At 61.7% G+C, this 13,458-nt stretch carries 18 protein-coding genes; 10 read left to right on the top strand and 8 right to left on the bottom strand.

All coding sequences use genetic code 11. The features are described 5' to 3' along the window. Positions 1-153 precede the first annotated feature (153 nt). The 6 genes from HPTL_RS06870 to HPTL_RS06845 form a co-directional block, all read right to left on the bottom strand. Positions 154-741: a phasin family protein gene (locus HPTL_RS06870; protein WP_170141295.1), complete on the bottom strand. Its 588-nt coding sequence runs from the start codon at positions 739-741 to the stop codon at positions 154-156. Positions 742-841: 100 nt separating this feature from the next. Then, positions 842-1,630, bottom strand: a complete 789-nt coding sequence (locus HPTL_RS06865) for an enoyl-CoA hydratase (protein ID WP_119335321.1) — start codon at positions 1,628-1,630, stop codon at positions 842-844. Next, positions 1,627-2,184, bottom strand: coding sequence for a lipopolysaccharide transport periplasmic protein LptA (lptA, locus tag HPTL_RS06860; RefSeq protein ID WP_119335320.1), 558 nt, complete (start codon positions 2,182-2,184; stop codon positions 1,627-1,629). Before lptA ends, HPTL_RS06865 begins: the two co-directional genes overlap by 4 nt. Further along, positions 2,181-2,816: an LPS export ABC transporter periplasmic protein LptC gene (gene lptC / locus HPTL_RS06855; RefSeq protein WP_119335319.1), complete on the bottom strand. Its 636-nt coding sequence runs from the start codon at positions 2,814-2,816 to the stop codon at positions 2,181-2,183. Before lptC ends, lptA begins: the two co-directional genes overlap by 4 nt. Continuing rightward, positions 2,813-3,346 (bottom strand): KdsC family phosphatase, encoded by a 534-nt coding sequence (locus tag HPTL_RS06850; RefSeq protein WP_119335318.1) that lies wholly within the window; start codon positions 3,344-3,346, stop codon positions 2,813-2,815. Before HPTL_RS06850 ends, lptC begins: the two co-directional genes overlap by 4 nt. After that, positions 3,347-4,345 carry a KpsF/GutQ family sugar-phosphate isomerase gene (locus HPTL_RS06845; protein WP_119335317.1) on the bottom strand — a complete coding sequence of 333 codons (999 nt, stop codon included), beginning with the start codon at positions 4,343-4,345 and terminating at the stop codon, positions 3,347-3,349. It abuts the gene before it with no gap. 58 nt (positions 4,346-4,403) lie between these two features. On the opposite strand from HPTL_RS06845, the gene HPTL_RS06840 reads away from it, so the two are divergent. After that, complete coding sequence (locus HPTL_RS06840) at positions 4,404-6,386, top strand: monovalent cation:proton antiporter family protein (RefSeq protein WP_119335316.1); 1,983 nt, start codon at positions 4,404-4,406, stop codon at positions 6,384-6,386. 63 nt (positions 6,387-6,449) lie between these two features. Here HPTL_RS06840 and HPTL_RS06835 read toward each other — a convergent pair whose 3' ends face one another. Together HPTL_RS06835 and HPTL_RS06830 are read right to left on the bottom strand one after the other, a co-directional pair. Further along, positions 6,450-7,049, bottom strand: a complete 600-nt coding sequence (locus tag HPTL_RS06835) for a FlgO family outer membrane protein (RefSeq protein ID WP_145981798.1) — start codon at positions 7,047-7,049, stop codon at positions 6,450-6,452. Next, the gene (locus tag HPTL_RS06830; RefSeq protein ID WP_119335314.1) at positions 7,049-7,732 is read right to left on the bottom strand and encodes a FlgO family outer membrane protein; all 684 of its coding nucleotides are present in this window, start codon (positions 7,730-7,732) and stop codon (positions 7,049-7,051) included. Before HPTL_RS06830 ends, HPTL_RS06835 begins: the two co-directional genes overlap by 1 nt. Positions 7,733-7,875: 143 nt before the next feature. Between HPTL_RS06830 and HPTL_RS06825 the strand changes: the two genes are divergently transcribed. Genes HPTL_RS06825 through HPTL_RS06785 form a run of 9 tightly spaced genes read left to right on the top strand, consistent with a single transcriptional unit; the run spans position 7,876 to position 13,455 of the window. Continuing rightward, the gene (locus HPTL_RS06825) at positions 7,876-8,679 is read left to right on the top strand and encodes an ABC transporter ATP-binding protein (RefSeq protein ID WP_197713621.1); all 804 of its coding nucleotides are present in this window, start codon (positions 7,876-7,878) and stop codon (positions 8,677-8,679) included. Beyond that, positions 8,676-9,458 carry a lipid asymmetry maintenance ABC transporter permease subunit MlaE gene (gene mlaE / locus HPTL_RS06820; RefSeq protein WP_119335312.1) on the top strand — a complete coding sequence of 261 codons (783 nt, stop codon included), beginning with the start codon at positions 8,676-8,678 and terminating at the stop codon, positions 9,456-9,458. The genes HPTL_RS06825 and mlaE overlap by 4 nt, the downstream gene beginning before the upstream one ends. Before the next feature lies 1 nt (position 9,459). Further along, the gene (mlaD, locus tag HPTL_RS06815) at positions 9,460-9,918 is read left to right on the top strand and encodes an outer membrane lipid asymmetry maintenance protein MlaD (RefSeq protein ID WP_119335311.1); all 459 of its coding nucleotides are present in this window, start codon (positions 9,460-9,462) and stop codon (positions 9,916-9,918) included. Positions 9,919-9,923: 5 nt separating this feature from the next. Continuing rightward, the gene (locus HPTL_RS06810) at positions 9,924-10,706 is read left to right on the top strand and encodes an MlaA family lipoprotein (protein ID WP_145981797.1); all 783 of its coding nucleotides are present in this window, start codon (positions 9,924-9,926) and stop codon (positions 10,704-10,706) included. Positions 10,707-10,716: 10 nt separating this feature from the next. Beyond that, positions 10,717-11,391, top strand: a complete 675-nt coding sequence (locus HPTL_RS06805; protein WP_170141294.1) for an MlaC/ttg2D family ABC transporter substrate-binding protein — start codon at positions 10,717-10,719, stop codon at positions 11,389-11,391. After that, positions 11,384-11,647 (top strand): STAS domain-containing protein, encoded by a 264-nt coding sequence (locus tag HPTL_RS06800; protein ID WP_119335308.1) that lies wholly within the window; start codon positions 11,384-11,386, stop codon positions 11,645-11,647. The genes HPTL_RS06805 and HPTL_RS06800 overlap by 8 nt, the downstream gene beginning before the upstream one ends. Continuing rightward, entirely contained in the window at positions 11,644-12,372 is a 729-nt protein-coding gene (locus HPTL_RS06795) for an ABC transporter ATP-binding protein (RefSeq protein ID WP_119335307.1), read from the top strand. Before HPTL_RS06800 ends, HPTL_RS06795 begins: the two co-directional genes overlap by 4 nt. A 16-nt stretch (positions 12,373-12,388) precedes the next feature. Further along, a complete protein-coding gene (locus tag HPTL_RS06790) occupies positions 12,389-13,168 on the top strand; it encodes an ABC transporter permease (RefSeq protein ID WP_179949096.1) in 780 nt (259 codons plus the stop codon). A gap of 32 nt (positions 13,169-13,200) precedes the next feature. Then, the gene (locus tag HPTL_RS06785) at positions 13,201-13,455 is read left to right on the top strand and encodes a BolA family protein (RefSeq protein ID WP_119335305.1); all 255 of its coding nucleotides are present in this window, start codon (positions 13,201-13,203) and stop codon (positions 13,453-13,455) included. Positions 13,456-13,458 lie beyond the last annotated feature (3 nt).

Raw genomic sequence — 13,458 nt, 5'->3', positions numbered from 1 at the left:
TCGTCGCAACAAAAGCGAAATCGTAACAAAGGAGCGGCGCTTTTGCCAAACAAAACGCCCTGCACGAAACAGGGCGTTGAGGATCCTGGAACTGAGGGCAACGCTCAGGTGATCTGCACGCACCCCCACAACCGGTGTGGTGTCAGCCGCGCATTACGCCGACTTCTTCGCGCCCGCAGCCGGTTGCGCTTTTTGCGCGGTTTGCGCAGCGGCGCTCACCGCTTTGGTCGCGGCGTTCGCCGCGGCGGAGAGGTTCGCTTCGACGATTTCATTCACCTGCTGGAACGCTTTCTGAATGTTTTCGTAGGCAGCGCTCGTAGCGGCCAATGCCGACTTCGCGGCGTTGATCGCGACTTCCGAACCAGCAGGGGCCGATTTGGCCAGGTTGTCGAGGAGCTCTGCGATCTCTTTGTTGATTGCGTTGATCTGCTCTTCGGCGACCTTGCTGAGCTCGTTGCGGTGCTGTTTCAAAAGCTCCGCGACTTGACGCTGCTGGTTCACCAGCTCTTCGACGTTGCTGGTGACGAATTTCTGCACCTCTTGCCACGCAGCTTGCGGATCTTTTTGCGTCACGAGCGCCTGGCTTTGTTGCGCGAAACGCTCCATGTTGCCGCGCAGCATTTCGAGCGTGATGTTGGTGAGCTTTTCGCCGAGCGCGAAGTTTTGGTTGGCGATGGCGAGCCAGGCTTCCGAAATTTTGCGCTGGTTGTTGGCGAGTTGTTCAATGAATTGCGTGTTCATGGCGATACCTCCCGATGAGTTCAAAAATGTTGCAGTGCAACAATCCATACTATAGCGACCCATCGGGAGAAAGTCAACATTTTTTTGTGCAGTGCACAACTCAGCGGTTTTTGAACTGGGGCGGGCGTTTTTCCAGAAACGCCTTCATGCCCTCTTTCTGGTCTTCGAGCGCAAACGCGGCATGGAAGACGCGGCGCTCGAAGAGGAGCCCTTCGGCAAGCGAGCTTTCGAACGCACGGTTGACACACTCTTTGACCATCATCACCACGGGCAGCGAGTACGAGGCGATGGTCTGCGCGGCAGAGAGTGCCTCGTCGAGCAATCGGTCGACGGGGACGATCCGCGACACCAGCCCCGCACGTTCGGCCTCTTCCGCGTCCATGAAGCGCGCAGTAAGGCACATGTCCATCGCTTTTGCCTTTCCGACCGCACGGGGTAACCGCTGCGTTCCGCCGGCACCGGGTAGGATTCCGAGCTTGATCTCCGGTTGTCCGAACTTCGCGTTGTCGGCGGCAATGATGAAATCGCACATCATCGCCAACTCGCACCCGCCCCCCAGCGCATAGCCGGCAACCGCAGCGATGATCGGTTTGCGACAGGTCTTCACGCGCTCCCAGTTGCGGGTGATGTAGTCGGTTCGGTAGGCGTGCTGATAGTCGAACTCGGCCATCGCGCCGATGTCTGCACCCGCCGCGAAGGCCTTTTCGTTGCCGGTGATGACGATCGCGCCGATGGCGTCGTCGGCCTCAAAAGTGTCGAGCGCAGCGCCGATCGCATCGACCACCGCGTCATTGAGCGCGTTCATCCGTTCCGGGCGATTGATGCGGATCAGCCCGACTTTGCCATGGACTTCGGTCAATACGACGGATGAATGGCTGGTTTCATTCATGGTTTTTGCTCCTTGGGTGGGTTTTTGGGTTGAATGATCGCGCGCACCCGCCCGTTCGGGGCAGAGGAGGTCGCGCCGCTTTTGGTCACGCGATAGGTTTCGTTGACCACTTCATAGACGATCACCGCGCCTTCGACGATGTCGGCACCCGAGGTGACGCGGGCGCGGCCGGTCAGCGTCAAGCGTTCGGCCCGCGCGTCATAGTCGAGCCGTTCCGCTTGCCCCGTGATCCATTCGTCCGAACCCTCTTTCTGTTGGCGAAAGGTGGCCAAGCGCCCTTTGCCGATCGCGGTTCCGGTGCGAAACCCCTGGTCGTCCTGTGTCACGATCACCTCGTCGGCACGAATCTCCAGCGTACCTTGGCGCAGCAGGACGTTGCCTTCGAAGCGGTGGGTGCGTTCGCGTTCGTCGACGGTGATCCGGTCGGCGTCGATTGCAACCGGTTGGTCGCGATCGCTCTTTTTCGCGTAGAGTGGTCCGGGCAATGCCACGATCAGCGCTGTGAGTGCGGTCAACGCGAGCGGGCGTAAATGGCTGCAGACAAGCGTGCTCATCCTGATCCTTTACCGGGTCGTGCGGAGGGTGCGTTGGGTTGCGGTACGCGTTGCCGAGGCGAAGGCGGCGCCGGCCAGTGAACGTGCGCGTTTCCGGCCAAGACGATATGGGTGAAGTCGCGTTCGGCAGTCAGGGTATCACCGACAGCCCAACGCGCCCCTTGGAGTAACCAGGTTTGCGTCGCGCTACTGCCCCGCCCTTCATGGGGCCAGAGCGTCAGCGCTTCCGTTGCGAGCGCAAGCGGCGGGGCATCGAGCGTATCGCGGCGGATGCGCACCGTATTCCAAAGGTCGAGCCGCCCTTCGTTTTCGAGCCACCGCGCCTGTTGGGCGAATGCCACGGTATGGTATGGGGGGCGGAACGATTCGAACGTGACCTGAGTGAGCAGCAGTTGTGCACTGAGGCGTTCGTGGTCAAGCCGCGCCGCGGTGAGCGTCTGCTGCAACCGGCCCGATCGGTCATAGATGCGGGTGAAGGTCTGATAGGCGGTGCCGTCGATCTGCGGCGCCGGTGGCGAAGGGGGGGTGAGTGCGGCCATTTCGCGCTCGGCAAGCCACCAAAGCCCTGAGGCGATCACCGCCAACGCAGTCAAGAGGAGCGTGGTACGAGCGGTCGATGCCGTCAACATCATGGCGCAGCGGACCCCAAAGCTTCTTGAACCAGCTGCTGGTAACGGTTTTGCGTTTTGAGCAGCCAATCACACACTTCACGGACGGCGCCGTGACCGCCAGGCAGCGCCGCACGGTAGTCGACGCGGGCGCAGACCTCCGGATGGGCGTCGGCAGGCGCCGCCGAAAACCCGCACTGGCAGAGAATTTCGAGATCGACGATGTCGTCGCCCATATATCCGGCCTGTTGGCGCGTCAAGTTGCGCCGGGCAAGGATGGTTTGCAGCGTCGCGAGTTTGTCTTCGACACCCAAGTGGCATTCGTGCACACCGAGTTCGGCACAGCGCGCTTCGAGCGCTGCAGAGCGCCGCCCCGAGATCACCACGACGACGATTCCGGCGCGCATCAGCAGTTTCAGGCCGTGTCCATCGCGACTGTGAAAAACTTTTAGGGTTTCGCCGTCGGGACCGTAATAGAGGCGGCCGTCGGTCATCACCCCGTCGATGTCGAATCCCATCAGACGCACGGCGCGCGCTTTCGCTTGAGCATTCATCTAAATCACCTTGGCGTGCATCAAATCGTGCATATGGACCGCACCCGCAAGGGTTCCGTCTGCGTGCACGGCCAGGATGTGGTTGATGCGGTGCGTCTCCATGAAGTGGGCCGCTTCGGCGGCAAGCGCAGTTGCCGGGAGGGTCTTGGGGGCAGGGTGGGCAACGTCGCCGAAACGGGCATGGCGCCAATCGGTGCCGCGCTCCAGGAGTCTGCGCAGATCTCCGTCGGTGAAGATGCCAATCGGACGGTCGTGCTCGTCCACTTCGATCACCATCCCCATGCCGCCTTGGGTCATCGTCAAGAGCGCTTCGGTGAACGGGGTCTGGGTTGTTGCGACCGGACAGCGGGCGCGGGGCCGCATCACGTCGCTCAAACGCAGCAACAGCCGCCGCCCCAGCGCACCGGCGGGGTGGGTCCGGGCAAAATCGTCTGGACCAAAACCGCGCGCTTCCAAGAGCGCCATCGCCAACGCGTCACCGAGCGCGAGCGTCGCCGTGGTGCTCGCAGTTGGCGCGATGTTGTGCGGGCACGCCTCTTGCGGTACAGAGACGTCGAGATGGACCTCGGCGGCTTGTGCGAGCGGCGAATGGGCTCGGCCGGTGATCGCTATGAGGTGGGCGCCGAAGCGTTTGATCGCTGGCAGGATGGTCAGAAGTTCGTCCGATTGGCCCGAATAGGAGATCGCGATCACCACGTCTTCGGGTGTGATCATTCCGAGGTCGCCATGCGCGGCTTCCGCCGCATGGACGAAATAGGCGGGGGTGCCGGTCGAAGCCAGGGTGGCGGCGATCTTGCGCCCGATGTGGCCCGATTTCCCCACGCCGGTCACGATCACCCGCCCTTTGGCTTCGAGGATCACCGTGACGGCGCGGACGAAACTCTGGTCGCCCCGTAAGCGTGCTTTGACCGCCTCAAGCCCAGCGATTTCGATCGCCAATGTGGTTTCGCCCCGAGCGATCAGGTGCTCTGGGTCGATGGACGCTGACGATTCGGCCATGTTGTCCTTTCCGCTATACTGGCGCGTAGTATAGCAAACCCATCTGTCGGGGAACGGAATGCACGAAAGCCTTTTTTTGCTGGTTGGGCTTCTGGCGGGGTCGGTGGTCGCGGTGGGCCTCACGCGGCAATTGGGCTTGCCGCCGATCATCGGCTATTTGATGGTCGGGGTGCTCGTCGGCCCCAGTACCCTCAATCTGGTTCGCGATCCTGCCACGGCGCAGTTCGTCGCTGAATTCGGCATCGTCTTTTTGATGTTTTCGATCGGTTTGGAATTTTCGCTGGGTCACCTCAAGGCGATGCGCCGCGTCGTCTTCGGCCTTGGGGCGATCCAGGTCTTGGTGACGATCGTGGTGTTGATGGGAATCGGTGGGGCCCTGGGGTTGCCGTGGATCGGTGCTTTCGTACTCGCCGCTGCGTTGGCGATGTCCTCGACGGCGATTTTGTCGAAATTGCTCACCGAGCGGATGGAGTTGGAAAAACCCCACGGGCGAGAAGTGATCGGCGTGTTGCTCTTTCAAGATCTCGCCGTGGTGCCGATCCTCATTTTGCTGCCTGCGCTCGGCAGGGGCGAAGCGGGGGGAGAGTGGCTCTTGCCGATGGGGCTGGCGCTGGTGAAAGCGGCGGTGGCGCTGGCGCTCGTGTTGCGCTTCGGCCAACCCGTGATGCGCCGCTGGTTCGGTTGGGTGGCGCGGCAACGCTCGAGTGAATTCTTCACGTTGAACGTCCTTTTGGTCACGATCGGCATGGCGATGCTTTCCGAGCTCCTGGGGTTGTCGCTCGCGCTCGGGGCTTTCCTGGCCGGGATGTTGATTGCCGAAACCGAATACCGCTACCAGGTGGAAGAGGATATCAAGCCGTTTCGCGACGTGCTCCTGGGGCTCTTTTTCATCACCGTCGGGATGTTTCTCGACATCGGCGTGGTGCTTCGCTTTCTGCCTTGGGTTGCGGTGACGATCGTGGTGGTGCTGATCCTCAAAGGGGTGATCGTTTGGGCAGGATCACGGGTGTTGGGCAGTGACGCAAGCACCGCACTGCGCTCCGCTTTGTGGTTGTGTACGGCGGGGGAGTTCGGTTTCGTGGTCCTTGCCTTGGGCGAGCGGCACGGGTTGATGCCCGAACCGTGGCCACAGGTAATCGCGGCGTCGCTGGTGTTGTCGATGTTGATCGCGCCGGTGATCGTGCAGTTTTCCGACAAGATCGTTTTGCGCGTGGTGGCGAGCGAATGGACGCGGCGCTCGTTGGAGCTCACGCAGATTGCGGCGCGGACGGTGAAGATCAAGGCGCCGGTACTGCTGCTGGGCTATGGTCGAACCGGGCAGCATATGGCTAAGCTCCTTGACCAGGAGGGAATCAGCGTGGTTGCGCTCGACCTCGATCCAGAACGGGTGCGGCGGGCGCAAGCGGCAGGGGAAAACGTCGTGTATGGGGATGCGGCGCGCACCGAGGTGCTCAAAGCGGCCGGGTTAATGCGGGCGCAAGCGGTGGTGGTCACCTTCGCCGATCGCGACGCAGCGCTGCGCATCCTATCGGCGGTTCAAGCGTTGCGGCCAGAGGCGCCCGTGGTGGTCCGGGTGCGTGATGAGGGCGACATCGAGCGGATGTTCGCCGCTGGCGCGTCCGAGGTGATTCCGGAAGCGATCGAGGTGGCCATCATGATGGCGGTGCAGACGTTGGCATTGATCGGGGTGCCGTTGCCGAAACTGGTACGCCGTCTGCGCGCGTTGCGCGAAGAGCGTTATGGGCTTTTCCGCGGTTTCTTTTCCGGGGTGAGCGACGCTGCGGATGAGGAACACGACGCAGACGGTGTCCGGCTCGATACCTTCGTGGTTGCCGACGATTCCCCGTGGGTCGGGCATACGCTCGGGGCGCTTGCGCTCGATACGTTGCGCGTCGAGGTGGTCGCGGTGCGGCGTCGGGGGATTCGTGGTGCGGCTCCGGACGCCAGTTTCCGTTTGCAGCGCGGGGATGCGCTGATCGTGCGCGGGGATATGGCGGCGCTCGAAGCGGCGCGCGAGCGCTTTCTTGCCGGGCCTGATTGAGCGTCGCTGGCCGATGCGCGAACAACCCTCCCAGAGGGCTATTCTGACGCCTCCTTCGTGAACCTACTGCGTGAGACGCGAAGGCAGCGGCGTCAGGGGGTCGATACAGCGGCGCGGCAAGTAACCTCCTGCCATGGTCGTGGTGGTTTGCGTGGGCAGGTGGACTTGGCGGATGAAATAGCGGATGCGCTCGGTTCCTTCCAAACGGTAGGTGCCGACGAAAGCGAGCGGGTCCGCGGTGGTCGTGGTCATCAATTGCGCGACGTCGCGGGTGAGCGCGCGCAGCCCGGTTTCATCGAGGCGAAAGTCGGCTGCCAGTTCGACGGTACGGACCGGGCGCTGGCAACGTTGTTGCCACGCCAAGCGAAACTCTTCTCCAAGGCGTTTGCCGAGCCGTTGCGACCGGTAATCGTCAACGGCGACGAAATCGGTGATGACCACCGGGGTCGTGCACGCCAAGCCCTGGCAGCCGCACAGTTGCGCGGCGTCTGCACCCAGCCGCTCGTGCAGTAACGTGGCGCAATCGCTCAGCGATTCTGTGCGCGGTTCGACAACGGCCGACTGCGCGCACGCTGCGAGCGTACTCGCTAGTGCGACCATCGCGAAGCGTTGCAGCCACTGGTGCCGTCTCGTCACGTGACTGCGGTCAGGGCGTTGCCGCATCAGTGGCCCCGAATGATCCGCATCGGGCGCAGGCTGTCGTGATCGGTGAGGAGATGGGCTACCTCGTCGTCGATGGGAAGCCGCACTTCAGAGCTGGCCACCACGACGCCGGTTGCGACATCGGTGATCCGTGCGTGGAGAATGACCTCGTTACTGGTCACGGTGTAAGTGCCCGTGAGTACGGCCGCAGCCGCATACTGGTATTCGAGCCGCTTGGGATCGCGGGAGAGGACGAACTCGCCCTCTGGCGTGACCGCAACCGCTTTACTGAGGCGCACGTCATAGAGGTTCCAGCCACGAACCTGCAAGCGCGCGACCAGCCCTTCGGTAAGCAGCCGCCCGAGCGGTGAGGTGTCGTCGATCCGGTCCAGGTTCACGAACGTCGCGGCGAGCACTGCGGGATAGGCGCTCTTGTGTTTGGTATTGGCGTCGAGCTGTTCCGCCATCAAGTTGAGCGCTTCGGTAACCGAAAGCGGGGCTGCGGTCGCTTGACGGTGCGGGCGGAACGCCGGGCGCATTTCGATCGACGGCATGGCAGCGCCGTACTCGGATGCGACGGCTTCGTGTCGCGCACCATTCGCGGTTGGGTTGGGGGTTTCTTGATGTGCGCTCACCGTGACCGACGAACAGCCGGCAGCCGTGAGTGCCGCAAAGAGAACCCCTAAGAGAGAACGCGGTGTCATGCTTTCGACTCCTGATGGTGCTTTGCCTCGATTATCGGCAACCCAGCGAAAAACTTTAGGGGATTTTACGGGGAAAAACGCGCGCAATTGCGCACGTTGCCGATCAGGTATAATGAGGACTTCGCTCAAAAATGGCTTATTGCGTGACAGAACGATTGGTCGCTTCGTTGTCCGGGGTTGACGCCGGGTATGGGACGCGGCAGATCCTGCACGGCATCGACTTCACCGTTCATCGCGGCCAGGTGGTCGCGATCATGGGGGGGTCGGGTTCGGGCAAGACGACGCTGCTGCGCCTCTTGACCGGGCAATTACGCCCATGGTCCGGCACCGTCGAGGTTTTGGGTGTCCGGCTCGATCAAGCCTCGGAAGCGCAACGCTACGCGCTGCGGCGCCGTATCGGGATGCTCTTTCAATTCGGGGCGCTCTTTACCGATCTCGACGTATTCGAAAACGTCGCATTCCCGCTCAGAGAGCATACCCGGTTGCCGGAGCCGCTGATCCGCGACCTGGTGTTGCTGAAACTGGAAGCGGTTGGGTTGCGGGGCGCCGCGCGCTTGAAAACGAGTGAGCTTTCGGGCGGTATGGCGCGGCGGGTGGCGCTGGCCCGCGCGATTGCGCTCGATCCGGAGTTGATCCTCTATGACGAACCGTTCGCGGGGCTCGACCCGATTTCGCTCGCGACGATCGGAACGCTGATTCGCCGTCTGAACGATGCGCTCGGTGCAGCGTCGGTAGTGGTCACCCACGATGTGGTCGAATCGCTCGCGTTGGTCGACTATGTCTATTTCGTCTCGCGCGGGCACATCGTCGCGCACGGTACGCCGGATGCAATCCGCAACGCGAGCGATCCCTACGTGCGCCAGTTCGTCCATGGCGAAATCGACGGGCCTGCCCCTTTCCACTATCCGGCGCCGCCGCTTGCCGAAGCGCTGATGGAGGAGATATGATCAACGCAGTTGCGCGCCTGGGGCAGGCAACGATCGACACGGTGGTGCAACTGGGGTTTGCAGCGCGGTTCGTGATCGCGTTGTTGCGCCACTCCGGCATGACGTTTCGCCGGGTGCCGTTGCTCATCCGTGACCTCTATTTCGCCGGAGTGCTGTCGATCCTGATCATCGTGGTTTCGGGGGCGTTCGTCGGTTTGGTGTTGGGGCTGCAAGGGTATGATACGCTTCAACGTTTCGGCTCGGAGACCGCGCTGGGCGGGGTGGTGGCGCTCTCGCTGCTGCGCGAACTCGGGCCGGTGGTTGCTGCGTTGTTGTTCGCAAGCCGCGCCGGCAGCGCGATGACCGCGGAAATCGGACTGATGAAGGCCACTGAGCAGCTCGACGCGATGGATGTGATGGCGGTGAACCCGATCGCGCGCGTCATCGCTCCGAAATTCTGGGCGGGGGTGATTGCGATGCCGTTACTCGCGGGAATCTTTTCCGCGGTAGGGATTTTGGGCGGCTGGTTCATTGGGGTGGTGGTGATCGGTGTCGATCACGGGACCTTCTGGTCGCAGATGCAGAACGCGGTCGATTTCGATGCAGACGTGCGCAACGGCATCGTGAAAAGTTTCGTCTTTGGGGTGATCGTCACCTGGATCGCCGTTTTTCAAGGGTGGAGTTGTACGCCGACCGCGGAAGGCGTTTCGCGGGCGATCACCAAAACCGTGGTCTATGGGGCGTTGGCCGTGTTGGCGGCCGATTTCGTGCTGACCGCATTCATGTTCATTGGACGGTGAGATGGAACGCAAGAGTTGGGACGTTTTGGTCGGACTGTTCGTTTTGCTGGGGGTCGCGGCGCTCTTTTTCCTCGCGTTCGAGGTCTCCGGTGCCGCAACGTCGCGGATCGACGGCGAGACGATCCGCGTCGTCGCCTATTTCGACAATATCGGCGGATTAAAGGTGAAAGCGCCGGTGAAGAGTGCCGGGGTGTTGGTTGGAAGGGTGACCGCGATTCGGCTCGATCCGAAGAGCTACCGCGCTGAGGTGACGATGGAACTCAGCAGGAATATCCCCTTTCCGAAGGATTCGAGCGCGAGCATTTTGACCGCGGGGTTGCTGGGGGAACAGTACGTGGGGATCGAAGCGGGCGCGGATCTGGAAAACCTCCAGGATGGCGACCGCATTTTGCTGACGCAATCGGCGGTGGTATTGGAAAAATTGATCGGCCAGTTTTTGGTCAATAAGGCGGCGGAGTGAAGCGCATGCGGCACATGACGCAAAGAAGTTTCGGTTCTTGGCTGGGGTGCGCGGTGGCGATCGGGGCGCTCGCGGTTGCGCTGAGCGGCTGTGCGACCGCCGTTCAGCGGGGCGGGGTTAGCGCGGATGCGCCGTCGACGAACGCCGCGGTGCGCGCAACGCCAGTCGACCCATGGGAAGGGTTCAACCGCACGATGTTCGCGGTGAATGAGGCGCTCGATCGTGCGGTGGTGAAGCCCGTGGCGCAAGCGTATGACACCGTGGCGCCGGAACCGGTGAAAAAAGGGGTGAGCAACTTCTTCGGAAACCTGGGGGATCTCTGGATCGGGTTCAACAATTTGTTGCAAGGCAAACCCGGTGCCGCAGCAAACGACTGGATGCGCTTTGCATTCAACTCCACCTTCGGGTTGTTCGGCCTCCTCGATATCGCGTCGGAAGCCGGGCTCCCCAAACACAACGAAGATTTTGGCCAGACACTGGCGCGTTGGGGCGTGGGGAGCGGCCCGTACCTGGTACTTCCTATTCTGGGACCAAGAACCTTACGCGACGCCGCCGCATGGCCAGTCGATCGATTCGGTGATCCCACCACCCACCTTGAGGATGACACCGCGCGGTTCGCGGTCAAGAGTCTCGATATCGTCGAAACCCGGGCACGGCTGTTGCCGCTCGATGCCCAGGCGGATGCGGCGATCGACAAATATGCGTATGTCCGGGATTCCTATCTGCAACGGCGCCAGTATCTGATTTACGACGGCAATCCCCCCATCGTGTATGAAAATTATGAATAGGAACGAAAAGATGGTGAGACGGCGTGCATTCCTCACTGGGATCTTGGGTGTGACGGTTTTGGCGATTGCGCCGGGCAGCCGAGTTTATGCGGCAACCCCAAAAACCGAAGAAGATCCGGTTGCGCTCGTGCAGCGGCTTTCGGATTCTGTACTCGCTTACCTGAAAGCGCATCCGGTGACCGACGAACCCAGTCGGGAGGCGCTCGTTGCCTTTGTCGAGGAAAACATCCTCCCCTATTTCGACATGCCGCGCATGACGGCTTTGGCGGTCGGCCCGGCTTGGCGGCAAGCCACGCCGCAACAGCGCGCTCAGCTCACCGATGAGTTCAAAAAACTGCTGCTGCGCACCTACTCGAACGCGGCAAAAGCGTACAAAGACGAAACCCTCGAGTTTCTGCCCCAAAGGAGGGGCGCGAACGATCCGATCGTCCGTGTCGCGGCGCGAATCGTTCGCGCGGGAAGCGAACCGATCGAAGTGCAATATGTGTTGCAGAACAGCGGCGACGGTTGGCGGATCTTCGACGTGGTGATCGCAGGCGTGAGTCTGGTGACCAACTACCGCGGAAGCTTCACTGCCGAGATCAACCGCGGTGGGATCGACGGCTTGATCCGGGTGTTGGCAGAGAAAAACGCGAAAGGGGAGACCGACCCAGTGCCCGAGCCAGGAAAGGGAACCCATGGCTGACAGGGGTGTGATTGCGCTTTCGGGGGTGGTCACCGTCTATACCGCGCACGAGTGGGTCGATCGCTATCCTGCGGGTGCGGCATCGATCACGGTCGATGCCAGTGGGGTCCGTGCCTGTGATTCGGCATTGATCGCGTTGTTGCTGGCGTGGAGGCGCCGTGCGAACCGGGACGGGGCGACGATCACGGTTAGAAACCTACCCGAAAGTGCGGTTGCGTTGGCCAACATCTACGGCGTTGCGTCACTCGTCTCATGAAACCGTCTGCGATCGAGATTCGTGGCGCGGTGAAGCGTTTCGGTGACTTCGCCGCAGTGGCTGGAATCGACCTCACCGTTGCGCAAGGGGAGTTCTTCGGGCTGCTCGGTCCCAATGGTGCGGGCAAGACGACCCTCATCTCGATGCTCGCCGGGCTCGCGAAACCCACGGAAGGGACGCTGCGGGTGATGGGGTTCGACGTCGCTACCGATTACCGCCGCGCGCGGCGCGCGATCGGTGTCGTGCCTCAGGAGTTGGTCTTCGATCCCTTCTTCACCGTGCGTGAGTGCCTGCGGTTTCAGTCCGGCTATTACGGCATTCGGCACAACGAGGCGTGGATCGACGAGTTGCTCGTCGGGCTGGGGCTTGCCGCGAAAGCTGATGCCAATCTTCGTACCCTTTCGGGCGGGATGAAGCGGCGGGTGATGGTCGCGCAGGCGCTCGTGCATCGGCCGCCCGTGATCGTCCTCGACGAGCCGACTGCCGGGGTCGATGTCGAACTGCGGCAAAGTCTTTGGCAATTCGTGATGAAACTCAACAAGGCGGGACACACCGTCGTTTTGACGACGCACTATCTGGAAGAGGCCGAAGCGCTGTGCGATCGCATCGCGATGATGAAAGGGGGACGCATCGTTGCGCTCGACCGGACTCGAGAGCTGCTCGCGCGCGCCGGCGGGAAGGATTTGGAGAGCGTCTTTTTGGAGGTGATGCGTGGCACCGCTTGATCGCCCGCAACCGAGCATCGAAGCTGCGCCCCATGCCGAATGGGTCGCATTCGTCACGTTGTTCACCAAAGAGGTGCTCCGTTTCTGGAAGGTGGCGCTGCAGACGGTCGCGGCACCGGTGCTCAATGCGCTGCTTTTTTTGCTGATTTTCAGTAACGTGCTCGATCGCCACGTCACGACATATGGCGAAGTGGCCTACCCCACCTTTTTGATTCCAGGGCTGGCGATCATGAGCGTGATGCAAAACGCTTTTGCGAACAGCAGTTCGTCGCTGATCCAGAGTCGGATCACCGGTAACCTGGTCTTCATTTTGCTCACGCCGCTCTCGAATGCCACTTTTTTCTGGGGGTACGCACTGGCCGCGACGCTGCGGGGGCTGGTGGTTGGCGCAGCGGTGTTGCTCGTCACGGCGCCGTTCGTCGATTTGCCGTTCGCTGAACCGCTGTGGGCGTTGGCGTTCGCGTGCTTGAGCGCGCTGCTCATGGGGTCTTTTGGCATCATCGCCGGAATTTGGTCCGAAAAGTTCGACCACTTGGCGGCGTTCCAGAATTTCTTGGTGATGCCGTTGACGATGCTTTCGGGCGTCTTCTACTCCGTCGCGGCACTACCCCCGTTCTGGCAGAAGGTCAGCCATTTCAACCCATTTTTCTTTTTGATCGACGGGTTTCGCTACGGTTTTTTCGGACAATCGGATACCGATCCGCGGCTGAGCCTTGCCGTAGGGATGTTGACCACGTTCGTAGTGGTCGCGTGGGCCTACCGTTGGATTGCTGCGGGTTACAAACTGCGGCAGTGAACGTGGCTCAGATGGGAAAGGAGCAAAGCAGGATGATCGACGCGTCCGTGATCCAAGCGCGCATTCAGGCGGCGATACCTGATGCGATCGTCGAGGTGGTGAGCGACGACAACGTCCATTTCACCGCGCTCGTGGTTTCCTCGGCATTCGAAGGCAAACGGCGCGTGGCGCAACACCAGTTGGTCTATCGGGCGATCGGTCCCGAACTGGGGAACGAGATCCACGCGCTGCAATTGACCACGTTGACCCCGGCGGAGTGTCAGGCGCAAAACGCTGATTCGGAGTGACGT

The organism is Hydrogenophilus thermoluteolus (genome assembly GCF_003574215.1).
GTDB lineage: Bacteria > Pseudomonadota > Gammaproteobacteria > Burkholderiales > Rhodocyclaceae > Hydrogenophilus > Hydrogenophilus thermoluteolus.
The sequence above is the reverse complement of the archived record's forward strand: the minus strand, read 5'-3'. Positions and strand labels throughout refer to the sequence as shown.